This is a genomic window from Clostridium brassicae (genome assembly GCF_026738875.1).
In the GTDB taxonomy this organism is placed as follows: Bacteria; Bacillota; Clostridia; order Clostridiales; family Clostridiaceae; genus Clostridium_H; species Clostridium_H brassicae.
Genome location: NZ_JAPQFJ010000006.1, coordinates 18402 through 43773, shown reverse-complemented (window position 1 = coordinate 43773; position 25372 = coordinate 18402). Strand labels below are relative to the sequence as shown.

The following is a 25372-nucleotide window of genomic DNA, read 5'->3' as shown; positions in this document are numbered from 1 at the left end:
GTGGTAATAAAAAAACGTAGTTGTAGCAGATGATGTTTTGCGGCCTCAATATGGCCATGTGGCGGTTTTGAAATAACAATCAAAACCGCCGTTTCCCTTTTTTAAATGATGGACATGCATAAATCCATTTCCAATATCCCCATATACATTATCAAATACAATGCCACATACACTACATTTACATCCATAATAGTCTAAACACTTTTGGCGTGCCCTTCTATTTCTCTCATAAGCATTAACTAATACAGATTTGACTGCACCCTCTGCATATCTAATGGTAATATAATTTATATTTATATAAAATTAGTATAATATAGATTTTACCATAAAAATTTCCTATATTTCTCATAAATATATTTTCTTAAAAAAATAAAGCCCTCAAGTGCGTCCTCTACACTCAAGGGCTTTCCCCAGCTATATTTTCTTTTCTCTCTGTTTCCTAACCACGTATCAAGAAACATATACTATTTTCACCATTTTGTAACCCTAGTTATACCAATACTTCTAGCTGTGTTTCTTTTTAAGCCTTATTACCGTCTCAACGTGTGTTAAATACCAACTGTTGAAAATTATATCAAAATAACTTATTGATGTGAACATTTTTTTGTACTATTATACTAATATTTTTATACACAGTTTTTTATTTATTTTCTGCTAGTGTATGAAACAGTTCTTTCATTGTAGGATAAATCCGACGGAATTTTTGATACCGTTCCTCGTATTTTTCTACCAACTTCGGTTCCGGCTCTATGGTATCAATGATTTTTACAAGTTTTCCTGCTGCTTCTTCCACAGAAGAAAATTCACCACATCCTACTGCCGCAAGAATGGCACCACCATAACCCGGTCCTTCCTCACTCTCAATCACATCTACTGTAAGATTCATCACATTTGCAATAATCTTTTTCCACAGCATACTTTTAGCTCCGCCACCGCAAATTTTTGTGCGCTCAATCTTAATTCCCAAACTTCTTGCAACTTCTAGGGAATCCCGCAGACCGAATGTCACACCTTCCAACACTGCCTGTGTCATTTCCTCACGGGTGGTATCCATCGTCATTCCGGTAAAAGTTGCCCTCGCTTTGGGATCATTATGCGGTGAGCGTTCTCCCATCAGATACGGCAAATAGAACACCTTGTTTTCACCCAATTTTACAATATTTTCTTGTTCTTTTACATATTCCGTTGTCTTCAAAATCTGTTCCATCCACCACCTATTACATGAGGCAGCACTCAGCATACACCCCATCAGATGGTAATATCCATCTGCATGAGCAAAAGAGTGCAATGCATTATTCTTATCTACACCAAAAGTCTTACTAGAAATAAAAATCGTTCCAGAGGTTCCCAAGGAAATATTGCACATACCGTCACCCACCGTTCCGGTTCCGACAGCGGCAGCCGCATTGTCCCCAGCTCCTGCAATAATTTTTACATCTGATGACAATCCCAGTTTTCCTGCAATATCTGGCTGTAACGTTCCCACAACCTCGTAACTCTCATACAACTTCGGTAATTGTTCTTCAGACACACCGCATATTTCCATCATTTCTTTTGACCAGCATTTATTTTTTACATCAAGAAGCAACATTCCAGAAGCATCAGAATAATCCGTGCAATGCACTCCACTTAAGCGATACGCCAAATAATCCTTTGGTAACATAATTTTCGCTATCCGTACAAAGTTTTCTGGCTCCTGTTCCTTCATCCATAGGATTTTCGGTGCAGTAAATCCAGCAAACGCAATATTCGCCGTATACTCGGAAAGTTTTTCCTTTCCAATTACCTGATTCAGGTAATCCGTCTCTTTTCCAGTTCTTCCGTCATTCCATAAAATCGCCGGACGAATAACATTATCCTTCGCATCAAGGGCAACCAAGCCGTGCATCTGTCCTCCAAAACTGATGCCAGCAATATCTCCCTTCTTGCAGTTTGAAATCAACTCTTCGATTCCCGCTAGTGTCTGTGCATACCAATCCTCAGGTTTCTGTTCTGACCATCCTGGATGCACAAAATACAGCGGATATTCCTTCGAAACAATATTATGGATTTTTCCTGTTTCATCCATTAACAGCAACTTTACGGCTGATGTACCGAGATCAACTCCAATATATAACATATGATACCTCCAAAATAATAGTTTTCAATTCTGACATATTATTCACAATGTATTTCTTCCTTTTTCTGCTTAATTTCACTTAAAATGTTGTTATAAGAGTCCTTATTTAGACGATAGAAAAATAAAACAGCAGATGTCACAATCCATAAAACCCCAGGAACTGTTGTAAATGAATGCTTTATTACTGCAATCACTTCCTGATTCTGCTGCTGATTTGCCACATATCCACACATTCCCATAGCGCCTGCTAATAAAGATGTTCCTATCGCCATTCCGACTTTATTTCCTAATGATATAAATGCATATTGAAATCCGTCATTGCGTAGCCCCGTTTTCCATTCCCCATATTCCACACAGTCTGGAATAATGGCATAAATAGAAGTATTAAACCCTGAAAAGAAAAACTGTGAAATACATGAAAACACATAAAATAGAAAAGGTGACTCTCCTACTGTAAAGAAGTACATAGAAAACATGCTAATTCCTGTCAGTAGCGCAAATATAGATGCTGATCTACCTTTGTTATTTGTAAGCTTAAACAAAATTGGAAAACAAGCTGCACCAATAATAGACGGAATAATAATGCAGAAAGAATAAGTGCTAAATAATGCCTTATTTCCTTCCACATAAGTGAAGTAGTACAACATATCTGCATTTCTTCCGTAAAAGGTCATACCAAAGAGGAACTGTCCAGCAAGCGCAATCATGTATGGTCTGTTTTTTACTACAGCTACCAATTGTGTTTTTAATGATATTTTTTGCTTCTCCGGTATCTCCAACACTTCTTTTGTTTTAGCAAAACAGAAAATATGGCAAAGAGCAAAAATGCATCCGTATAAAACAGCAGTCAGAAGATATCCTTTTTTATCACTTCCTTTGCCAAGCGCATCAATCAGTGGAACCGTTATAATATTAATAACACCAATAGCAGCCATGGCACTAACAGAACGAGATGTATTAATTTTTGCACGTTCTTCAATATTCTGCGTCATTGCTCCGCACAATGTCCCATAAGGAATGTTTACGCAAGTATATCCCAATACCAAGATGCAATAAGTTACTGCCATATAAATAATTTTATTCGTTGAAGACCAGTCAGGATGAGCCCAAAACGTCAACATCAATACAACCGCAGTCAATGGTGCCGCAAATAAAAGCCATGGTCGGTATCTTCCCCATCTGGTATTTGTTTTATCGCTTAACCTTCCAATTATCGGATCATTAATAGCATCCCAAAATCTAGAAAACAACATAAGACCTGCCACAGCACTCATACTAATACCAAACACATCTGTATAGAAAATCATAAGAAAATTTCCTACAAACATCCAACTGAAATTACATCCCACATCTCCCATGCCATAAGCAATTTTACTGATTAATGGTACTTTTATATTAGTTTGTTTGCTTTCCATTTTAATCCTCCTCGTTTATAAATGCCGCTCGATTTGCCTTTTCATCTATGGTACAAAATACCGCCCTTTCTCTTTAAAAACACCCCCGAACATATCATAAAGCATTATTCCGAAGGTGTTTTCATAAAATTTCAAATACTATGCCTATTTTTCTTCAGAAATGCGAATGACTGCCTTTACAATATCTGATTTATTATTCACGCTGTAATCCATAGCTTTCTGTGCTTCATCTAATTTAAATACGTCTGTCACAATGCCTTTCAGATTTACTTTTCCCGCAGCAACTGCATCAATAGCCATTGGGTAGATGTGACGATAACGAAATACAGTTTTAAATGTGAGTTCCTTATCCAGTGCAAGGCCCATAGGCAGGTTCATCTCTCCATTTTTGCTGTAACCCACAAGCACAATTGTAGAGCCCTTCTTAATCATGTGCATAGCTTGTATCGTTGTAACCTGTGTTCCTGCCGTTTCAATTGCTAAATCACAGCCCTTTCCATCTGTTAGTTCCATGATTTTTTGAACCACATCTGTTGTGCTTCCGTTAATAACCCCATCTGCTCCCAATTCTAGCGCTTTTTGAAGACGTTTTCCCATAATGTCCACAACGTACACTTTAGAAACTCCCATTGCCTTCAATGCCATCATCGTTACTAATCCTATACAACCTGCTCCCATAACCACCGCTATTTGTCCAGCCTTAGCATTTCCCTGCATAGCTGCATGAAATCCTACTGCTAAAGGTTCAATTAGTGCTCCCTCCATGGTACTTACATTGTTTGGTAATTTAAAACAAAGCTCCGCCTCATGAGCAACATATTCCTGAAAAACTCCATCTACAGGAGGAGTAGCAAAGAAAACCACATCTGGACAAAGATTATAACGACCTGTTTTACAAAATTCACAGTGTCCGCAAGTCTTTCCCGGTTCTAGTGCAACGCGGTCTCCAATCTTTAAATGTTTTACATTTTCCCCTACTTCCACCACAGTTCCACCTGGCTCATGCCCTAGAACAAAAGGTGGTTCAACAATAAAATCACCAATAGCCCCTGTTTCATAATAATGTAGATCACTTCCACAAATACCTACATATTCTAATTTAACTAGCACCTCATCATCTTTTGGTTTAGGAATGTCACGCTCCTCTAATTGAATCTTTCCAATTTCAGGCATAACTGCAACTTTCATTTTACCTTTCATGATGTATCCCCCTTATTTTCCTACTTTTATTTATACTTAATAAAACACTTTTATTATGTGTTTATATTATATTATATGTAAACGTTTGTCAATAGAACCCTTTTTAAATTTTTTCTATATATACAAAAAATTCTATGCTTCTATTAGCATATTGTGCAATAAAAAAAGAGAGCCCTTTATTCCAAGCTCTCTCTTTGAACCACTATTTTTAACCTTACACCTGTTCAACAAATGATTCTATTACCTTTAGCGCTGCCCCTAAAGCTGCCGCACCAATTTTATAATTACATCCTCTTACAAACATACCATCCTCTGCAAATGTATTTCTTTGCGAAACTTTCTGCCTTATGTCCTGAATATGGCTTTCTATATAGCTGCCTACATATCCTCCTAGAATAATGTCACAATCTAAAACCATATGTATATTATTAATAGCTACTGATAGATATGTAGTATATCTTTCCCATATATCTGTGATTTCCTTTTCTCCTCTTTCCAATTCTGCAAAAAAAAGAGCCAAATTTCCACCCGTAGCATCAGAAAGATATCTTGCTGAGCAATATACATCCAGACAACCTGATTTTCCACAATAACAGTTAACTCCATCTGGAACAATTGTCATATGCCCAACCTCTCCACATCGGAAATTTTTTCCCTGAATCAACTCATTACAATTAAAAATCGCACCTCCCACTGTGTTGCTTAATGATAAATAGAAAAATCTCTCTTGGATTTCCTTATTAATACCTTCCGCATATGCTCCCGCATTAGCATCATTAAGAAAACAGCAAGGATAAGCGAAAAAACGACTTACTTCCGCAAGAGGTAATGCTTTCAAACCCAACATATGAGAATATGAAACCACTTTCTCCTGTAAATTTACAATTCCCGGAAATGAAATTCCGATCCCAAGGATTTTTTCCCGTTCCTTGACACTCTCATCCAAAAAGCCCTCCAGCCTTTTGTTTATCTCACGATAATACTCATCCTCAACACTATATGGATAATCGAAACGATCATATTTTAGAATCTTTCCTGTAAGATTCGTCAACAGCAATTCAACATGATTTTTAGTAATATCAAGACCAACCGCTAATCTGGAATCAGCAACAACAGATAACGCCTTTGCTCTCCTTCCACCAGTAGATTGAAACTCTCCTACTTCTTCAATTAGCCCGCGTTCCATTAACTCTTTTGTATTCTGGGTCACTGTAGGCAGACTCATCTTCAACTCGTAAGAAATCTCTGGATTGGATGTCTTGTCACACTTACAAATATATCGGAAGATACGATTTCTATTGTTCTTTTTTACTTCCATGTTATTAACTTCTTTTTTTGTCATCATACACCTCTATACTTTATTAAAGTATTTTCTTTAGTATATCATTTTAGATTTCACAGTGCAAACAAGGTTAATTAGTTAATACTAATATGTTTACATTCGCTTATCAAAATATTTTAATGCAAATAATTCTATCGCATTTCGCAACCCTATGAATATTATAACATATGTTATAATTCTATCTAATGTAAAGGTCATTTGAACATCAGAAAATGCTGCTATTATATCTATAACAACTACAAATACTATCAAGATTTGGTTTGAATAATTTGCCACATTATTAGCTTTGTTCTGGATAAATTGCCAACGTTCATCTTTTTTATAATTAATCTCCTTTTTAGCTTTCCATATATAAAGAAAAAGAGTAATGATAGTACCAACAATAAGGAAAAATACTATAGTAGTTTGTTCATTCATCGTTTTCACCCTCCTTGTGTTCAAAAACTTCATTGATTGAAACATTAAAAACTTCTGCAATTTTGAAAGCTAATTCTAATGAGGGAGTATATTTATACTTCTCAATTGATATAACTGCTTGGCGAGAAATACCTACCTTTTCAGCTAAATCAGCTTGAGTCCAATCACGCTCTGCTCTCAAAACCTTAATTCGATTCCGTATCAAGGTATTACCTCCTTAACAAAATGTAATCAATTGTTTACATTTGTATTGTAATCTACTGATTACATTTTGTCAATAGATGAATACTTTTTTATACATTAATATCCAGGTAAATGTTTTCTGCCTCAATAGTAACACGAGATGCCACTTTGTAAATTGAAAAGCATTTACCAATAGTTTCACAACCATTACAAACATAGGTATTTAGCTTTCTTTCCAATAAAAAACACAAATTTTAGACAATTAAAAAACACAAGGAATCCCTTGCATTTTTTGTATTTCTACTATTAAAATATAATAAAATTTATTACTACATAATAAGTTTCATTATATCAGAGAAATTATCTATTATATTATTCGCCTCTTCTTTTATAATAGTATCTACTCTATTAAATGTATAACTATTTTTAGTCATTTTAAACATACAGAGGTCATTTTCTCCGTCACCTATTGTATAAAGTTCTTTATGCCCCACTATATAATTATCTAAAAGAAATTTAATGGCCTCTGCTTTATTAACATTTTTGGGCAATATATCTATAAATTGATTATTACATAATAATTCAAAATACAAATTATTAAGACTACGAAATTTAGTTTCAGCATTTCTTCGGTGAGTTGTTGACTTGAATTCTAAACTAATTGTTAATACTTTTTCTTTGTTTAAATTACTTATTCCATATTCTAGATCTTTTAAGGTGTTAAATGTATAATTATGATTTATTTCAACCATTGTAATTTCAACTATTTTAGAAAAATCTATAGATAATAATATTGGAATAACTTTATTAATTATTTGTATATTCAAGCCTTTACTTCTTATAACATGAAATTCTTTATCAATAATAACCGAACCATTAGATAAAATTGCATAATCATGTGGCGGAATATTATATTTTGATATTGCTTTACTATAATTTACTACTCCTCTACCAGTAGCAGGAATAAACACATTCCCTCTATTTTGAAATTTCTTTATTCCTTTAATATCATTTAACTCTATTTGTTTGGTTACAGTGGATATTAATGTACCATCCAAATCACTAACTAAAACTTTCATTTTACTTCTCCTATCCATATAACAAAAACATTCTTGAGCCTCTGGCTTAATGTTTCCATGCTTATACTCTTCTATTAATTTTGAGAACATATAATGTATGTATTCTCTGAATATTCATCAAATCCATATAAATATCCTAATACTGCTATATTTTCATTTCCTTTATGTGCATAGATAACCCTATTTAGAGCATTTTGAGATAATAAAATTCCACAATCCACAAAAAAATATATAAATTATATAAATCTTAAATTTTAATTCATCAAAAAATTATCTCTATTAATCCTAGAATAAAATAAGTTTTTATAAAAATATTAATTATTATTTAATACATAATTTATTTTAGAATTTAATATAAGTTTTTTTACTAATAATTTTACAGTCAACTATGAATTATTTAATAAACATTTGTTATATATTTCACAGCAAATTGTATGCCATTACATATGTATGCAAAATCAATCTTTTACAACAAAAAAAGTGTGTAATTATCTTACACACTATTGCACAGTTTGTTCTTTATATAATTATTAAAGCAAAAACTTAGATATATATTTAGCTTCCGATTTATAAACTTCATCAATAAAATGAACATAATCTTGATATTTGTATAAATTAAATTCGTTCACATAGTAATATAAATCTATTAAATTTTCTCCTTTAAATATAGTCTTTGCTGCTTCATTTTTTAATCTACTCTACATATAATTTAAGTTTTTCCTCTGTTTCTTTTCTTAGCCTAATCGTTTTTTCTAGCTTTTTTCCAGCCCTTTTTACTTGATCTAAAGCATCTTGATTTTGCAGTACATCTCCCTTTTTAAACAATTTTAGAATTTTAACAGTCTCTACTACTCTATACCCTAAACCTTCAAGAGGTTTACTCATAGCTTCAGCAGTAAATCCCATATCTTTTTCATCATTTTGTTCACAGATAGATATAACTACAGCATATTTTCCTCCTAATACTTCATTGATACTTGACCAAACTGAACGGTCATCTTCTGCAAAGACTTGAAAACAATAAAACCTTTCAATAAAAGCCTTCATATCTGAGGTTATATTATAAAAGTATGTAGGTGAACCTATAATAATAGCATCTGCCTCTAGTATACGTGGATATAATTTCTGCATATCATCCATTATTACGCATTTGTATGTGTCCTTACATCCTTCACACCCAGTACACCCTCTAATATTATAATTTCCAAGAAAAATCAATTCAGTTTCAATTTTTTTGCATTCAATTGCATCTAGTGCTTGCTGCACCAAATATGCTGTATTACCATTTTTTCTTCTACTCCCTACTATCCCCAATACTTTCATTATACTACCTCCATAAATATCATATTTAACATGTAAATTCATATAAAAAACAGGTATTGTAACTTTAGTTGTAAGTCATAACATGGTACGATTTTGTCATAACTTGTTGTACCATATTTGCTACGCACTTTATTTAAACTGTGTAGTAATTTCTATATTATACTATGAATTTCAATATTAAACTTTAAATTTTTATTGTTATATAACAAAATTCATTCTAAATTAAACACTCAATATATTTCGTATAGAGATCTTATAATAAACTAAAACCACTAACCTTATATATTTAGGTTGTAATAATAAATTTTAATTATAATTTTCAACCACTTTTTCGTCCGTTTCTTAAATAAACTATATTAAAACTAATTAAATCAAATCTTGATTCTAATTGCATATTAATGATATATTTTTATACATAAAAATTTACTATGCCAAAAATAAACTATTGTTTATATGATAAGTCATAAGTCCAAGACGTGGCTCATGACGCTAACATCGCCTACAGGCGGATAAAGTGAATCTTACTAAATAGGATTTGTAAATTCCTATTTAGTTTAGCTGAACTAATCCAGTGTCGTGGTGCTCTTCACCTTAACTTATAAAAGTTAAAGTGTTAGAGCACCTAGACAACGGATAAATAAAAAATGGATAAGCTTTTGACCTAACTGCATTGTTATTGCTCCAGAGCATATAGGTGAAAAGCTTGTCCATTTTAACTCATTATTACTTCTCTTAAGTGGAAGCGGAAACTCCCTAAATACTGTTTGATTTTTATTTTAGAATAAATAACTTTTGCCCTTATTAATATTTGTACTGGAGAAGGTTTCGACTGGAACAATTAGGCTTTAGCCCATTATAAATTAAAAAATACTCACGATGGGTGTTTTTGCATGGTGAGCGGTTTTTAATTACCTTAGTGATTCTTTAGAAATAGAGGTGGTGACACTTTTATTTCTTATATTTAATACATCTCATGTTAAGGTTCAACATAGCCAGAGATCTTATGACAACAACTGAAATATTATTTAAATACATCCTATGTTAAGGTTCAACAAATCATACTTTCATAATAATAAACTTTATATCATATTTAAATACATCCTATGTTAAGGTTCAACCAAGTGGATAATCAGTTTTATAACCCATCCTTCCCAATTTAAATACATCCTATGTTAAGGTTCAACAAACAAAGTATGAATATAAATATGTGTTAGATGAATTTAAATACATCCTATGTTAAGGTTCAACGAGGAAATTATACCTATTTGGAAGGATGAGTTTAGAATTTAAATACATCCTATGTTAAGGTTCAACAATTAAATTTAATTATAATGGGGTTGAATCAAATTAATTTAAATACATCCTATGTTAAGGTTCAACACCCATTTTATTTAAAATTTCTTCCAATAATTTCTATTTAAATACATCCTATGTTAAGGTTCAACAGGAACATGTTTTCTACCATCATGAACTGCTATAGTAGATTTAAATACATCCTATGTTAAGGTTCAACCATTGCCAATCTATATCCCCCGATCCTAAAAATCTCATTTAAATACATCCTATGTTAAGGTTCAACACATATACACCTAGCGCTAATTTATTATCAACTATATTTAAATACATCCTATGTTAAGGTTCAACATCTTCTTGCATGTGTGGTATGACTTTTATGTTCTCATTTAAATACATCCTATGTTAAGGTTCAACCACTGTAAATAAGCCATTCTTTAAATTTATTATATACCTAAATGCCTGTATTTTCAATGGATTACCTATTTTTTTACCAGGCGTTTATGAATTTTTCAAAAAAATTATTAAAGAGCTCGTAAGCTCTTTAATATCAAGCTTTAACAGGATTTTATATGAAATTGTAACTGGGAAAATAATTTATAAAATAATATAAATATCATAACAATATTGAAAAAAATCATCTTATAAAATTCTTTAACCTTTCTATAATTTATATCTATCCTCTAAATCTAATCTTTCATTTACACTCTCACTTTCCCAACCATATATAAGTTTAGAACCACAAACTTTAATTAATGATGGAGGTAATTACATGAACATTATCGAAACCAATTTAAATTTTAGACCACTAAGTCCCAGATCATCAACAAAAGCAATAGTGCTTCATCATACCCAACATAAAACTTGGAATGTATTTGACGTGCATAACTTCCACAAAAATGAAAGAGGCTGGAGCGGTATAGGATATCATTTCTTAGTAGATAAGAGAGGTAAGATATTTAGAGGAAGACCCGAAGACACTTTAGGTGCTCACTGTTTACATCATAATCATTATACTCTTGGAATTTCTGTTCAAGGAGATTACATGAAAGAACATATGCCAAACTCACAAAAACAATCTGTAATAAACTTATGTAGATACTTATGCCAAAAATATAATATAGGCATTATTAAAGGACATAACGAAATTGCTTCAACAGATTGCCCTGGAACTAACTACCCATTAACTGAAATAAAAAATGCTACTTTAGGCTCTAAAGCTTTAAGCTATACTGTAAAAAAAGATGACACTTTATGGGCTATATCTAAAAAATATAATTTAAGTGTGTCTAGATTAAAAAAACTAAATGCTCTATCATCAGATATAATATATTCAAATCAAGTTTTGAGGATTAAATAAATACAAGCTTATAACCTGCACGCTATAAAAAATAGCAAGACAAGTTATAAGCTTGTCAATTTTATCTAACTATATTAATTTTTACTACATTATAACTATATACCCTAAAAGGGCACCAAAATTTCTAAAGCCTATAAGCTGCTTGCTTATGTGCTTTCTTCATTTAATATATGTTTAAGTTTTTTCAATGCTTGTCTTTTAATCTTAATGCCCTTTTGATACTTTATTTCCTTATCTTCTGCAATATCTTTAATCCTCTTATCATTTAAGTAGTATCCTTCTAAAATTTCTCTTTCTAGTGGTTCTAGTTTGTCTATTGCTTTATAAATCCTTTTAACTTCATCATAAGCTATAACTTCATCTTCTATAGTAAATTCATACTCTTTAACTTTGTTTAATATATTTTCATCTGGAACTTCTCTATAGTGTTTTATATTTCCTTTTAAGAGAGCAGCGAAGTTTAGATTAATAGCATTTATAATATATCCATTATAAGAATTAGATCCAAGCTTGTACATTCTTACTGCTTTAATAACCGAAAGATAACCATGCTGAACAAGGTCTTCAAAATTATATCCAGGTACTTTATAATAAGAGGCCCTTTTTAAAATAAGATTCTTATATTTACTTATGATGTCAACCATAGCTGCCCTATCCCCTTTTTTTGCTTTCCTTATAAACTCTTCCACCTAAAACACCACCTTTTTTGCAATTCTTTAACTATATTATACTACAATACCACATTTTGTTAAATAGTATTTTACATTTTCTTAAATTATCTTTATTTTCACGCCTTAATGATTAAATTAATATCTTAATATGTATTAATTTATACTTTTTTGTATTTTTCTATATCTGTGGAAACCATTTATTTAATATATTTTTGAAATTATACGACCTAAACAATTTATTAAACATATCCTTCTTCTTCATATATAAATATAAGAGGTGATAAATATGGATGAAATTATAAATATAATCAATAATATAGGTTTTCCAATGACACTATCAATCTACCTACTTCTACACTTTGAAAAAAAGATAGATGCTCTTACAGCTACTATTAGAGATTTAGCAGAAGTAATAAACTCTTTTAACATAGAAAAACAACTTTTTTATATGCGACCAGTAAATACCACTTACAAAGACATATATACTAATTGAAACAACTAAATAAAAGAAAGGAGCTGCTAAAATATGGCTAAATCAACAAACATAAAATCTTCTTTATTCCTAAAATATCATTTGGGACAAGATGATAAAGGAAAAGAGGTTTTTAAGACTCAAACTTTTAACAATGTAAGAACTATGGCTGCTGATGAAGATATCTATAGTGTTGGAATGGCACTTGGAAGTCTTCTACCTGACCCTGTTGTTGAGATATTCAGAAAGAATACTCACTTAATTACTGAAAGCTAGGCTATATTTAATAAATTCTTGAATTCGTATAATTTCAAAAACAATTCTAGATTTAGTATAACTTAAGCAGCTAAGCTTTTATAAACTCTCTAACGCTCAAACATATAAAGCTTTTAACGCTACAAAAGTTATACTAAATAAGAATTGTAGATTTTCATTATAATGATTCAACAATTTAAAACATAGCCTTAGGAATACTAAATGAAGTTTTAAAAGAGTGTAAAAAACAACACTATTTTAAAACAAAACTGAAATTTAGTTAATTTAATATTGGAGAGGAGGAATTTAAATGAAAGTATTAGTAATGAATTTTTTAACTAAGAATGGATCTAAAGCTTCAATAAGAGTTGGTAATGTAAAAGATGTATTAGATGCTGAGGAAGTATCAAAAGCTATGGATACAATTATAGCCAAGAACATTTTTGCAACTAAAAACGGAGAGCTTGAAAGAAAAGATGCTGCCAGCATAGTTGAAACTACTGTAGAAGAGCTTGAAATATAGTTCCATCCCCATAAAATAAAATGCCGTATATATTGTACGGCATTTTGTTTTAAATAATTTAAAAGAAAGGTGATTTTTAAAATGAAACAAGATAAAAATTTAGAAACTGTAAAAGTACATAAAAAATCTTCTCTACCTTATTCAGAAATATGTGATAGTAGAGAAGATAAAACTGCTTATGATGAAAGTTTCTTTGATGGTGATGTAGAGGTTTTGATGGGAGAAGATATAGACCTTGAAAATGCTAAAGTGGAGAAGGTATTCCACTTTTGAGAAGATGGTTGCTATCAAATTCTTTATTATTATAAAAAATCCCACTAAGTAAACTTACTGGGATTTTATTTATGCATTTAATCTATACTTTAGATGTTCAAATAAATATGCTATTCCCATTCCTATTATATGGATAATGGGAAGTTAATAAATATAGATATTATGTACATCCCCAATATGGAAAATGTCACAAATTAAGAAAAATATTCATTAACTAAACCACACATTTTACTAGTTTTGTTCCATCAAACAAATTGGAATTTGTATTCAAATACATCTATCTAATGATTGCAAATTAATTCTTTTAATTTCTTTGATTCATCAGATAAATTAAATAATTTAATATCATGCTCTTTCATACTTGTTTGTAAATCTAAGTTGGGATATACTCCTAAAATATTTTCTATCTTTAAGTATGGATAATGCCCCTCTATAAAACTTTTAAATAATGTATACGGGTTACTCCTACCTTTATTCATATAGGTTATGATGTTATATATATCGGCATTAAAATCATTTATTGAGTTATATAGCATAGAAATTCTTTCAATATCCTTGGTTTTACCCATGCTTAGTTTTATAATATCATTAAATTCCATAGGCATAATATTTATATTATCATCTACTTTAATACGCAAAATCGTGGAATTAGCATTCCAAAAATTAAACGCAGCAGATACTTCTTGATTGTTATACAAATAGTTATATAAATCTTCTATAGTTTCAAAAATTTTTCCGCCATTTATCTTATAAAACCCAAATATTATCCCTTTAGAAGAACTATTATTCAAAACATTAAAACTTTCCAGTAATGTTGGATAGACAAGTTTCATTTCACTATAGCCTTTTGACTTCTCTATATCAGGATAATATTCTCCAATTTTTATAAGTGTTTCTATTACTTCTTTTCTTTGAACCGTCCACAAATACAATCTGTTCTCCTCCTATCTAAATTCTGATTTGTACATTGTATAGTTTATAAATTTTCTTCATAATTTAATACTAAACAACTTGATAAATTTACTATTTATAATACTCAACCTTAAATTGGAATTTGTTTTATGACGTACCATATTAGGTTTATTACTAAAATTTTATATGTGTATTTAATTTAAATGTTTCTATTTCATTTTTAGGAGCCATACTGCTTAAACATTTAAGCAACTCTTCTCCCAATACCTTATATTCATCAAAATTCAAAGGCATTTTTAAATAGGCTTCTTTGAGAGCATTAAGAAAACTTTCACAAGCTCTATTGTAATTTCTATTTTCTACTTTTATAGTTGGAAACTCCTTATTAACTATACTTATTGTTATCAATGCACTGCAATTATCATAAAATGCTTCAAAAAATTGTTCATCAGTTGCTTTAATTAATATTCCTGCATACATTCGTTTAAAAGCAGTAAACAATTTTCCCTCTGAACAATTTAATTCATCCACTGTTTCAGGATATATTTCATTAGCTTCTTTATATGCACTATATTCATCTAAAAGCATTCTAGCCCAATGATTTATTGTTCTAAGATTTTGGCTTATTTTTACTCTGGTATCTACTGATAAACTAAAATAATTCCTACAATGTATAAGTTCATGTACTATTGTATTTCTGATGTGATTACATTGCTTATCTGTTAAATACTCTTGATCTTCATAGTCTTTTATTCCAACCTTTACATAACATTTCTGATCTATAAATTGAGTTACGCTTTCTCTATCTAGCTTATCATTTAGTAATTGGAAGTCAACTTTTTCTGTTAAGTTATATTTTCTTTCAAATTCTTGTTCAAATTTCAACATTTGATCATAAATTTTAGATTTTGATTGAGCTTCAATTTTCTGTTCATGCGATTTTGATATTATATTATTTTTCTTTTTGAATAATCCTAATAACATTTTCTATTATCTCCTCTCATGTATATTCCCATTATATAATATTTATCAAAAATTATATGTTCTATTATGTAAAATATCCTTATCAAATTCATCTTCTAGTCCCTTAACTTTATCCTTGCTTCCTCTAACCATATCTTAAATAAATTACTATTTGTCTGCATATTATACAAACACTCTTTATTTTACAGTTTTTTATATCGACGACACTTTTTAAATAAAATCTTTATATACTTTGACTTCTTGTTATTAGACTAATGGGTATAGTCATAACTTGTCCAGTTATATGGATAACGGGAACCTGATTAGTCAAATTTCTCAACTTTAACTTTGTAATTGTAAAGATTTTGATCATGCGTGTACTTCACAGCTCTTGCTACATTATCAAGATCGTTATACACACTTCCAGAATTAACTCCTAAATAATTTAACTCCGCAAGTATCTTATTGTATTCATCAACTTCGATAGTAATATCGGGCTCGATATATTGATAAATTAAGTTCCCATAATTATACATATCATCAATTTCATAAACATAAGGTTGATTAATGAAAATTCCCTTTTGATTTGATATTCTATCGAAAATTTCTGGCGGATTATATGAAAAGTACACGTCTAGTTTAAACCAAACTTTCAAATGAGAATTCTTAATTACTTGAATCATATTGATTATTAAAGCTAAATATATTTTAGCAGCCAAGCTCTCAACTTTTGCATATTCAATCTGATAAGATTCCATATGATACATGTCAGCATGAGTGATAGATTCATCATAAATTTTATCTTTTAGATAAATGAATAATTCTTTGATTGAATTATTCTTAGATTTCTGGCTTTTAATTTTTATTTTGTATTTTTTTAAATCATTCTTATGCTTCTCATCTGATAAAGGTGGTAGTTGATGAACTCCTTCGATAACAGAAATCTTATTCTCTTCGTATACTGTGATAATATTAGTTAACCACTCAGTTACTAGGTCTGGATTTTTAAATAATTTTTTCTCAAGCTCATTGCATAGCCAAACTTGTACATTGCTATTATTCTCAATCAAATCAAATATATTCTTATTGTTATATTCCACCATGATTTCTGTAGCATCTATTAGTTTTTCTTTTAAAATAAGGTAAATCTGAGAATATTGTGAATAATAATCTTTTTGTAGTAGATTTATAATATTATGGATTAACATACCTTGTGTAGACTTGTTATTTTTTAAATCTTCAATAGCTTCATAAGCATTTTTATTAACAAGTTCTTCAAGTGAAAACTTTGGACTAGATTTTCCATAACACGCAAAAAATAATGCTATTAATGGTGAGTACGAAAAATCAACTAAGTTTGTTGGTAAGCCGTGATGTTGAGAATAAGCGAGAAAGTGCCTCTTCTCTTCTTCTGTGAGATGTCGAGTAACTTTATTATAAAAATCCGTAGTCATTTGATCTAAGTCATAAAACCTATCAGTTGACCAACTTCCCATATAAGGCCTGAATCCACTTGCCTGTATTCCCCAATATGGTTCATTCTGACCTCTAAAAATATAATTTGTTAATCCCTTTTGCTCAATTAATGAAAGATATTCTGCAACTGAGCGAATTTTATATTTCACTTTAACTCCTCCACTTCACTTTCTTTAATATCTTATAACGATTTTTGTTCACGACACCGACTCGGTTACTAAGACGGTATCGTAAACATGTTGTTATGTAAAGCAAATACACACTACCTTTTTCCATTACTGATATTCTTCAACTACTACTTCTTCATTTTCCCATCAATTTATATATTCTCTACCAATTTATTGCTTGGCAAGGCATCTAACCATGGTTTTATTCTTTTAAATGCCCACCCATCAATTATTCTTGATAATCTCCTAAAATTGCATCAATGAGAAAATCGAATTGTGGTTTTGTTTTCTTTTTAAGCTCTTTGTCCATTTCTGACATTGCTACATAGACTTTTGTTCCTTTATAAAAGGTTAATGCTAATGTTTGACATTTAAATCCGTCCATAGGACTAAACTGGTAGGCAAATACATCTCTGTTACTTCCCTTTACTTTTGTTTCCCAGCTTATTTGCTCCTTTTCAATCAGTGCTATCATTTGCTTCATATAATATGCACTCCGTTTATCATTACAATCAATAAATATATCTGATACCATTGTGCATTCACCTATAAAAATTTTATTTTTTTCATAATAATACAATGCCCTTGCTATAGCTTCAAAAGACTGTATTAGTCTTAAATTATCTACAGTAACACACTGAATAGGAAAACTCTTATTAGCAATTTTTAATACATCATCTTTTTCTATTTTATATAAAGAAGTGTTTCTTTCCAATGCACGCTTAACTTTAGTCTTATTATGAATATATGCTACAGAATTGTTACCTACTCTACCACTTAAACATGCCATTAAATATTCATCATTATGTGCTTTCTTACTATTATGCTTGTCACAAGAAGGAACAGTAATTAAATTATCCCTATATGATTGCTTTAATATATTACCTACATCTTTATTTTCTGGAAACAAACATTTAGGCGGAACATGCTCTCTGAAGTAGCTTTTTCACCGCACCAATAGCAAATTTTATCGTTCATATAATCCTCCTCAACTATCGAATATTTTTATGTACTTTGACTAACTATGGTATTCAAGACAAGTGTAGTGAATATCCTCTTATCACTATAAAAGACAGATGAATGAGAGGATCACCATTAAACTCTAGAAAATGATTTATCTTTATAAATCATTTTCTACTCTTTTAACCGCAACTCATTCTAATTTTACTCAACAATAAATACCAACTATATGTATTTAACTATACATTATTAGATATTAGGACTTGTACCAAATATGGATAATTGCAAAAACTTTATTTAACAATGTATCACGAAATTTTTATTCCTCTCATTACATTTCATACACAAATCAATATTCAATTATATAACTATACTTATCAAAGTATACTTTTGATACTTTATGTAATTCACCTCAATTAGTAAGAATAAAATTAAATTCATTGTCTTAATCAAAGCAAAACTCATCATTTAGTTTATGAATATCTAAAAAATCAATATGTAAATGATTATATTTTCTCTTGTCTAAAGAACCACAACAATACTTATATTTTTTATCACTTCCGCAAGTACACTGGACATTTCTACTTAATACTTCTTTTTTATATTTAATGTAAACTGTAGCTTTAAAACATAATAAAATATGTTTATGATTTGAAATAAACATTTTTAGAATTTCGAACTGAGAGTTTTCATATCCATTTTCTGGTATAGCTATACACCTTTTGTCATATGGATTTGTTACTATTGATACTTCATCTAAGACAGCCTCAGCAAGAACTCTTTGTGCTAACTTTCCCATATATAATTGTCCAGTTATATGTTTACAACGTATATCATATACCTGATAACCACATATTGAACACTTAATACTTTTAAAAATAGCTCCTACGCTAAAAAATACTCTAAAAGTATATAATTTTTCTAATTCAATTAACTGATTTTTAAAAAATAATAAATCAGGGAGAGTGTAATCATCTTCAAATTTTTCGAGAATTTCCAAGCAATCCAATGCATTTTGCAATTGATTCCACGATTCAATAAATTCATTATTATTTATTAATTTTAATGTTTGTCCATAAAATTTAAACATTTCAAAGTATATTTCATGCAAATACCAACTATTAGCTTGTTCTTCATTACGTTCTTTGATAAATTTTTCTTTTATTTTTTTAGATATATCAATAAATTCTTTCAATAATTGCATAAGTTCATTATATAAATTTCGATTAGCATAATAATAAAGTAATTTAAATTTCATATTTAACATTTTGTATTCTACATTCATTATTAATCACCCATAATTTTTGTAATATCTATTTTATCGAAATTTGATTTAAAAACATTCTCTGGACCATCATATTTGATTTCTTTTCTTTTACCAGTTTTTCTATCTTCTACTACTGCACAAAAATGAATTATATTATCTTCTTTTAACTGATTTCCGTATTTATGTTTTAAATAATCAAAAACATAATTAATAGTCAAAGGTAAACTTACATCATGCAATACAAAATATAGTATTGGTAACCATATTTCTTTTGAATGAAGTATTCGAATATTTTTTTCGTTGCTATCTGAGTACAACTCTATATCAATATCATCTTTATAATTCTTAATATATTTATAAAAATCAAAAGATTCACTTGTAAAACTTTCAATATTCTCACCTTTACCTTCTCGACTTGCAAGAATATATACAGTATTATCTTTCGGATAACTAATATAAGATAAATTATTTTCCTCAACATCTTTAACTATTATGTTTCCCAATATAATTACCTCCTGTAAAATCTCACTTAATCAAAATAATATTAACTAATTAACCAACTTCTCATTATGGATATTAAAAGCTTGTACCTAGTATGGATAATGGGAATTTAACACATTGTCTTGAATAGTTTTACTTTTAATATATAATGAATGTCACAATTTTAAAATATAGTTCATTGAAAGAGCATACTTCTTATTTTTTAGAACCATTTCTCTTTCTTTTAGATTTATTTAAATTTCTCTGTGGGTTACTCTCAACTTTCTGAAAAGCATGTTTTACTTGGCTTAAATTAACTTCAATATTATTCGAATTTAAATTATCTTGTTTAAGTACATCCCCACTACACCATGAGCTAATCTCTTTAAGTATATCGATTAATTCTTTCTCATATAATACATTTTTTAATAAAATATATACCTTCTCAGAGTCATTTTTAATTTTTACCAAATAATTACTTATTGCCTTTTCATCATACATACTAATATAATAAACATAAAATTTTATAAGAGATGATAGGTATTCTTCATCTGTATTAATATTTATTTTACTAATTTCTTTATCAATTATTAGTTTCATTATCTTCCTATTATTTATTAATTCATATATAGACATAATGGGATTCTTATCAAATTTACTAACATGATGCTTAATTTTATATTCCATTAATTGTTTATATTGATATGCCTCTTTGTTGCTATTTTTTAAATATTCTTCAAATAAAAAGAAGATAATATACATAAAAATATCACTTGTATCTTCATAACTAAGATATTTCTGTAAATACTCAACTATTACATAAAGATGCTTTTCATGTTGATTTTTGATTAAATTCAATGCTATTCCAATTATTATTTCTTTTCTCTCTCTGCAGCAATGATATGCAATATGTGTTAAGCAGTTGTGAATATATATATGTTCTTCTGGATTTTCCTTATTAAAATCAATCACTTTTAAGATGTACTCAGTATAAAAATCTACATATTCCTCATTTTTTATTATTTTATTACCCTTTAATTCCATATCAAGTATAAAACCCAAATTCTCCAATATGTATTTTGATTTATTCCTATCTAATCCGTAAAATAAGTAAGTAATTATTTTTTTAGATATATGATAATAACTGAAACTATTTAACTGTTCCCAATTTATCTTTTTTAAGATTTTCATTCTTTCTTTTAAACTACGTACTTTGTCATAATTATCAGATATTTCCTCATCATCAATTCTTACAACTACTACAAGATGTTCATTTTTATAAGGTTCGATTATTCTTTCTATTAAATCATAATTATCATACATAGTATTTTTATCGAAGAATTTACTATCGAAACTATTAAGCTTAAAAAATAAATCTTCATACTTTCTCAACTCTTCCCACAGTATGATAAGTCCCTCTTCATATTCTTCATGTAGACTAAAAACAAAATATTTTAAAAAACCATCATGCAGCAGAATAAAAATTTCCTTATATTCATGAAAATTGTATCTATTATTTGATACCTTCTTTAGTTTAGTAAGAAACTTATACTCTAAATTATCTTTTTGGTTTATTTTAAATCTTATTAAAAAATCAAAAGTTTCCTTAATTTTTTTTATTTCTTTCTTTTCTTTATACAGTTTTATATCATTTATCGCTGTAAATAATATATGACTGTGTTCTTCAAATACTTTTATTAATTCATTCTCTTCAAACACATTGATCTTTGGGGTCATTTCTTTACTTAAAAGACTAAGAAAATCACTACTGATGCTATTTAAAATTCCATTTCTCAAATTTCTCTCATCACTTATTATATTTACAGTCTTATAAAATAAAGTAACTATTAGAATAGTTGATAAGCAAAGTGTTGAAATTAGTGCTGATAGATTATTGGTCAAAGCAAAAAAAATGTTTATAAATATAGAACCTAAAATTATTATAAATATTTCGTAGAACCTATAAAATAAAACTAATTTTTTTTTTAAAAAAATGTAGTTATAATAATTGGAAATATTAACTTTTTCATTTTTTAATGTTAAAGTAATTTGATAAATAGCTAATACTAAAATGGATATTGTAGCATGGATTGTTAAAAGCCCCATAGACAATGTATATATTTGATTATAATCAATTGGTATTTTTACTCCGTATAAATTTATAAATTTTAAATTTAACTTTTGTATCATTATACCAAACATAAAAATTGAAAATAAAGAAATTTGAATTTTCATTATGGTAATGAGTTTTCTCATATATATTCTCCCTAGTCATACTAATTTTACTTAACTATAATAGTGCATTTCACTTGAATAATTTTATATTTAAATATCAAAACAATTTCTTAGGCTATTTTTAAAGTTACTAAAATTTTATTATAAATTTTTCTCCAATATCTTTAATACATTTTTTCTTACATTGACAACACTTTTTAAATAAAATATTAAAAATTATAAATCTTTTATGTGCTTTAACTTCTAATTACTAGCCTAATGTGGATTAGGATTATTAAAAATATTAACATCTCGTAATTTGAAGAAAAGAGTATTAAAAACTCTTTTCTTGGGTTCTTACCTACAAATCATTTAAATATACTTAATTTTTCCTAAACCGTAGTCCAATATTTTTCAATAAGCTCAAATATCTTTTCTTTATCAAAGAAATATACAGATCCAATTAATCCTTTTTTAATTTTTTGTACTATTTTTTCCTTTGCATTTTCTGTAAATCTCCCACTTATCGTTACTATGAATGTTGATATAAATCTTTCATCCTTTGAACCTATTTCATGATAGGGCATATTAAACGCATCCTCAATTTGTCCAATAATTTCATCAATTTGAGAATTTACTCCGCCACTCAAATTTCCTGCTTTTGCTTGTAATCCATAGTGCCTTAAATCGCCAAAAGGTGTCAACTCAGAAAAGGTATAATCCTTTCCATATTCCTTAGTTCCATGATTAAAACGAACATTTAAAAATTTCATTCTTCGTAACAATGGTGTTATTATCTCTTTACAAAATAATATCTCATCTTGTTCATATTCATTTTTCCAAGTAAATCTTCCAAGACTTATTTCTGCTGTTCTAACTAAAGCTTTAATTTTATTACTTGCATCTGTTATACATGAATCCATTCTATTCGGTAAATCATAGTAAACAATTAATGATAATGTTTTCCAATCATCCTTTAGTTCAATGTCACTTATATCAATGCACTCCTCAAAATCTACTTGTTTCCTTATTGCTTCTAAATATGTTGCAAGCCCCCATTTACCATCCCAATATTTATTAGGAGTATGACAAATAAATTCTAAACTTATTTTTTCATTATATTTTCTAGCTTGCACTTCATAAAAAAGAAATGTTCCAAACCCGTGTGAATCATGTAATTTAAGAGATAATTTTTCTGGAAAATTCTTTATTTCTATATTATTTAAATCGTTAATATTACATTCAGCTAGTATATAATCGTCACAGCAATCCAATATTTCTAATTCTTTTTCCCCAAGTAATGCAGTAACTGAATCTTCTGTTTCTATTTAATTATTATGCTTCCCAATATAATTACCTCCTGTAAAATCTGACTTAATTAAAATAATATTAACTAATTAACTAACTTCTCATTATAGATATTAAAAGCTTGTACCTAATATGGATAATGGCAAGTTCTAGTCTACTTAAAAAATTCGCATTATATATGATACATTTTACCGCAATAGATATACCATAGACTTTTTTTATTATTGTGTGTTAATTGTTTTTTCAAGACTAATTATATTCGTATTAATTCAGTTAACTCTTTTTCTAAATTATTTATTAGATTTTTGTAATTTGCTTTCTTAAATGCGGTGATTCGAACTGCTTTCGTAGAACGAATAAAACTTTGTAAATTATCTATTTCTTTGATTAATTCATATAGAGGATTTTCAAATACAGGTAGAAACATTCCATTATAAATTGCACATTTTTTTATTGGATATACTTCTAACACTTCCTGTAATCCATAATCAAATGTAATAATTGAGTATAACTCATATCTTGCATTTAACGGTCTAAGTGTTGCCATTAAATATTCTAAATGTCGCAAATGATACAGATCCCACGCCATTCCAGATATATGTTTAACAATATCTAAACAATTAATTTTGACTTTTTTAAAGAACTTTTCAACTCTTTTATCATGTGAAAAGAATAAATAACTGATTGCAATTTCTCTTTCAAAAATAACCCCTATTTCATTGTTAATAAATTCAAATAACAAGTTAATCTTATACTTTATTCCCTTTTTAGAATATGCTAACTCAATAATAGCTACTTTTAACAATAATGCCTTTATTGCGTTATAACGCTCATCAAAAGGTGTTGACTCTAGAGATTTACCTTTATTATTCATAGTATAAAATATCTCATCAGTTAATAATTTCAACTCATCATTTGTTTTTGTATAACTAATTAACCCTTGATTTAAAAACTTTTGCATATCTAAATTTTTAAATCGCTCACAAGCTAGTAAATTCCCATAAGTTTTTATAATTTCTTCTTTATTGTTTAACTTTTTTGAATTTTCCAACATGTACAAAGAATAGTCAAAATTAATATCATTTCTTAATAGATAATCAATAAAATACTTTGACTTTTCATTTATTATTGTTGGATTTTCTGTAAAAATATCTTTTAAATAACTAACTGTTTGTGTATCTAGTGCAATACATGTATCAATAGCATATGTTGTTTTACCCGTTCTAAACATTTCATCACATGTATCTCTATCAATTACTAACATCTTACTAGAAGCTGTTAAGCAATGTATATTAAAATTATTTATTTTTTGACTTTTAAGAAAATACGGAATATCCGCACCGTATTCATCCGAAAAGAAAATAAATCTACAATCACGAAGAAAATCTTGATTGTTAACATATGTATACAATGCTTCAATTGGTTCTTCACAAGCTAATACATTATTTATAGCAATCTTAATTTCATATGGCATTGTCATTTTTTTACACCTCACAATTAATATTTATGATTCTAATGTAACAAAATTATTTAAGCATTTTCTACATAATTCTAAATCATAGCTAGTTTATTTTAAGCTTTAGCACTACATTTCTTAAATTTAATTTTTCCTATTATCCATATTAGCTGTACATTATTAGCCTAATTACTATAAATATAACATGTCCAATTTTATGAATAATAGGAAGTTATTTTATACA

23 protein-coding genes and 1 CRISPR repeat array are annotated in these 25372 nt (G+C 28.8%); of the genes, 5 read left to right on the top strand and 18 right to left on the bottom strand.

Annotated elements, in window-relative coordinates; all coding sequences use genetic code 11:
* Nucleotides 1-640 precede the first annotated feature (640 nt).
* The 8 genes from xylB to OW729_RS07445 all read right to left on the bottom strand — a co-directional run bounded on the left by xylB (nt 641) and on the right by OW729_RS07445 (nt 9078).
* Nucleotides 641-2119: a xylulokinase gene (gene xylB, locus OW729_RS07480; protein ID WP_268060860.1), complete on the bottom strand. Its 1479-nt coding sequence runs from the start codon at nt 2117-2119 to the stop codon at nt 641-643.
* Nucleotides 2120-2157: 38 nt separating this feature from the next.
* Nucleotides 2158-3534, bottom strand: a complete 1377-nt coding sequence (locus tag OW729_RS07475) for an MFS transporter (RefSeq protein WP_268060859.1) — start codon at nt 3532-3534, stop codon at nt 2158-2160.
* Nucleotides 3535-3678: 144 nt separating this feature from the next.
* Nucleotides 3679-4734: an NAD(P)-dependent alcohol dehydrogenase gene (locus OW729_RS07470; RefSeq protein ID WP_268060858.1), complete on the bottom strand. Its 1056-nt coding sequence runs from the start codon at nt 4732-4734 to the stop codon at nt 3679-3681.
* A 214-nt stretch (nt 4735-4948) separates the two neighbouring features.
* On the bottom strand, nt 4949-6052 hold the full coding sequence (locus OW729_RS07465) for an ROK family transcriptional regulator (RefSeq protein WP_268060980.1): 1104 nt from the start codon (nt 6050-6052) through the stop codon (nt 4949-4951).
* A 117-nt stretch (nt 6053-6169) separates the two neighbouring features.
* On the bottom strand, nt 6170-6493 hold the full coding sequence (locus OW729_RS07460; protein ID WP_268060857.1) for a hypothetical protein: 324 nt from the start codon (nt 6491-6493) through the stop codon (nt 6170-6172).
* Nucleotides 6486-6698, bottom strand: a complete 213-nt coding sequence (locus tag OW729_RS07455) for a helix-turn-helix transcriptional regulator (protein WP_268060856.1) — start codon at nt 6696-6698, stop codon at nt 6486-6488. The genes OW729_RS07460 and OW729_RS07455 overlap by 8 nt, the downstream gene beginning before the upstream one ends.
* 307 nt (nt 6699-7005) lie before the next feature.
* On the bottom strand, nt 7006-7755 hold the full coding sequence (locus tag OW729_RS07450) for an HAD-IIB family hydrolase (protein WP_268060855.1): 750 nt from the start codon (nt 7753-7755) through the stop codon (nt 7006-7008).
* Between the two features lie 693 nt (nt 7756-8448).
* Nucleotides 8449-9078 carry a flavodoxin family protein gene (locus OW729_RS07445; protein WP_268060854.1) on the bottom strand — a complete coding sequence of 210 codons (630 nt, stop codon included), beginning with the start codon at nt 9076-9078 and terminating at the stop codon, nt 8449-8451.
* Nucleotides 9079-10036: 958 nt separating this feature from the next.
* A CRISPR array of direct repeats spans nt 10037-10788; the repeat unit is 30 nt; unit sequence ATTTAAATACATCCTATGTTAAGGTTCAAC.
* Nucleotides 10789-11143: 355 nt separating this feature from the next.
* Between OW729_RS07445 and OW729_RS07440 the strand changes: the two genes are divergently transcribed.
* A complete protein-coding gene (locus tag OW729_RS07440) occupies nt 11144-11731 on the top strand; it encodes an N-acetylmuramoyl-L-alanine amidase (RefSeq protein WP_268060853.1) in 588 nt (195 codons plus the stop codon).
* Between the two features lie 146 nt (nt 11732-11877).
* On the opposite strand, the gene OW729_RS07435 is transcribed toward OW729_RS07440, so the two are convergent.
* A complete protein-coding gene (locus tag OW729_RS07435) occupies nt 11878-12420 on the bottom strand; it encodes a sigma-70 family RNA polymerase sigma factor (RefSeq protein ID WP_268060852.1) in 543 nt (180 codons plus the stop codon).
* Between the two features lie 268 nt (nt 12421-12688).
* Here OW729_RS07435 and OW729_RS07430 point away from each other — a divergent pair, with 268 nt between their 5' ends.
* The 4 genes from OW729_RS07430 (at nt 12689) to OW729_RS07415 (ending at nt 13925) form a co-directional block, all read left to right on the top strand.
* Nucleotides 12689-12895, top strand: a complete 207-nt coding sequence (locus OW729_RS07430) for a YvrJ family protein (RefSeq protein ID WP_268060851.1) — start codon at nt 12689-12691, stop codon at nt 12893-12895.
* Nucleotides 12896-12928: 33 nt separating this feature from the next.
* Complete coding sequence (locus OW729_RS07425; protein WP_268060850.1) at nt 12929-13150, top strand: DUF1659 domain-containing protein; 222 nt, start codon at nt 12929-12931, stop codon at nt 13148-13150.
* A gap of 289 nt (nt 13151-13439) precedes the next feature.
* Nucleotides 13440-13652: a DUF2922 domain-containing protein gene (locus tag OW729_RS07420; RefSeq protein ID WP_268060849.1), complete on the top strand. Its 213-nt coding sequence runs from the start codon at nt 13440-13442 to the stop codon at nt 13650-13652.
* 81 nt (nt 13653-13733) lie between these two features.
* Nucleotides 13734-13925 carry a hypothetical protein gene (locus OW729_RS07415; RefSeq protein WP_268060848.1) on the top strand — a complete coding sequence of 64 codons (192 nt, stop codon included), beginning with the start codon at nt 13734-13736 and terminating at the stop codon, nt 13923-13925.
* Nucleotides 13926-14206: 281 nt separating this feature from the next.
* On the opposite strand, the gene OW729_RS07410 is transcribed toward OW729_RS07415, so the two are convergent.
* The 9 genes from OW729_RS07410 to OW729_RS07370 form a co-directional block, all read right to left on the bottom strand.
* Nucleotides 14207-14857 (bottom strand): hypothetical protein, encoded by a 651-nt coding sequence (locus OW729_RS07410; protein WP_268060847.1) that lies wholly within the window; start codon nt 14855-14857, stop codon nt 14207-14209.
* A 154-nt stretch (nt 14858-15011) separates the two neighbouring features.
* Entirely contained in the window at nt 15012-15821 is an 810-nt protein-coding gene (locus OW729_RS07405; protein WP_268060846.1) for a hypothetical protein, read from the bottom strand.
* 302 nt (nt 15822-16123) lie between these two features.
* Nucleotides 16124-17425 (bottom strand): FRG domain-containing protein, encoded by a 1302-nt coding sequence (locus OW729_RS07400; protein ID WP_268060845.1) that lies wholly within the window; start codon nt 17423-17425, stop codon nt 16124-16126.
* 247 nt (nt 17426-17672) lie between these two features.
* On the bottom strand, nt 17673-18353 hold the full coding sequence (locus OW729_RS07395) for a hypothetical protein (RefSeq protein ID WP_268060844.1): 681 nt from the start codon (nt 18351-18353) through the stop codon (nt 17673-17675).
* Nucleotides 18354-18848: 495 nt separating this feature from the next.
* Nucleotides 18849-19688 carry an SEC-C domain-containing protein gene (locus OW729_RS07390; RefSeq protein WP_268060843.1) on the bottom strand — a complete coding sequence of 280 codons (840 nt, stop codon included), beginning with the start codon at nt 19686-19688 and terminating at the stop codon, nt 18849-18851.
* A 2-nt stretch (nt 19689-19690) separates the two neighbouring features.
* Nucleotides 19691-20173 carry a hypothetical protein gene (locus OW729_RS07385; protein ID WP_268060842.1) on the bottom strand — a complete coding sequence of 161 codons (483 nt, stop codon included), beginning with the start codon at nt 20171-20173 and terminating at the stop codon, nt 19691-19693.
* 193 nt (nt 20174-20366) lie between these two features.
* Nucleotides 20367-22406, bottom strand: coding sequence for a hypothetical protein (locus OW729_RS07380; protein ID WP_268060841.1), 2040 nt, complete (start codon nt 22404-22406; stop codon nt 20367-20369).
* Nucleotides 22407-22756: 350 nt separating this feature from the next.
* Nucleotides 22757-23638, bottom strand: a complete 882-nt coding sequence (locus OW729_RS07375) for a hypothetical protein (RefSeq protein WP_268060840.1) — start codon at nt 23636-23638, stop codon at nt 22757-22759.
* A gap of 287 nt (nt 23639-23925) precedes the next feature.
* Complete coding sequence (locus OW729_RS07370; protein WP_268060839.1) at nt 23926-25152, bottom strand: hypothetical protein; 1227 nt, start codon at nt 25150-25152, stop codon at nt 23926-23928.
* Nucleotides 25153-25372 lie beyond the last annotated feature (220 nt).

Bases quoted from the DNA above. Each gene is read 5' to 3' on its own strand.
- OW729_RS07380 (WP_268060841.1), bottom strand. From the start codon at position 22,406: ATGAGAAAACTCATTACCATAATGAAAATTCAAATTTCTTTATTTTCA.
- OW729_RS07415 (WP_268060848.1), top strand. From the start codon at position 13,734: ATGAAACAAGATAAAAATTTAGAAACTGTAAAAGTACATAAAAAATCT.
- OW729_RS07440 (WP_268060853.1), top strand. From the start codon at position 11,144: ATGAACATTATCGAAACCAATTTAAATTTTAGACCACTAAGTCCCAGA.
- OW729_RS07420 (WP_268060849.1), top strand. From the start codon at position 13,440: ATGAAAGTATTAGTAATGAATTTTTTAACTAAGAATGGATCTAAAGCT.
- OW729_RS07370 (WP_268060839.1), bottom strand. From the start codon at position 25,152: ATGACAATGCCATATGAAATTAAGATTGCTATAAATAATGTATTAGCT.
- OW729_RS07460 (WP_268060857.1), bottom strand. From the start codon at position 6,493: ATGAATGAACAAACTACTATAGTATTTTTCCTTATTGTTGGTACTATC.
- OW729_RS07450 (WP_268060855.1), bottom strand. From the start codon at position 7,755: ATGAAAGTTTTAGTTAGTGATTTGGATGGTACATTAATATCCACTGTA.
- OW729_RS07475 (WP_268060859.1), bottom strand. From the start codon at position 3,534: ATGGAAAGCAAACAAACTAATATAAAAGTACCATTAATCAGTAAAATT.
- xylB (WP_268060860.1), bottom strand. From the start codon at position 2,119: ATGTTATATATTGGAGTTGATCTCGGTACATCAGCCGTAAAGTTGCTG.
- OW729_RS07465 (WP_268060980.1), bottom strand. From the start codon at position 6,052: ATGGAAGTAAAAAAGAACAATAGAAATCGTATCTTCCGATATATTTGT.
- OW729_RS07470 (WP_268060858.1), bottom strand. From the start codon at position 4,734: ATGAAAGGTAAAATGAAAGTTGCAGTTATGCCTGAAATTGGAAAGATT.
- OW729_RS07445 (WP_268060854.1), bottom strand. From the start codon at position 9,078: ATGAAAGTATTGGGGATAGTAGGGAGTAGAAGAAAAAATGGTAATACA.
- OW729_RS07390 (WP_268060843.1), bottom strand. From the start codon at position 19,688: ATGAATGTAGAATACAAAATGTTAAATATGAAATTTAAATTACTTTAT.
- OW729_RS07405 (WP_268060846.1), bottom strand. From the start codon at position 15,821: ATGTTATTAGGATTATTCAAAAAGAAAAATAATATAATATCAAAATCG.
- OW729_RS07425 (WP_268060850.1), top strand. From the start codon at position 12,929: ATGGCTAAATCAACAAACATAAAATCTTCTTTATTCCTAAAATATCAT.
- OW729_RS07430 (WP_268060851.1), top strand. From the start codon at position 12,689: ATGGATGAAATTATAAATATAATCAATAATATAGGTTTTCCAATGACA.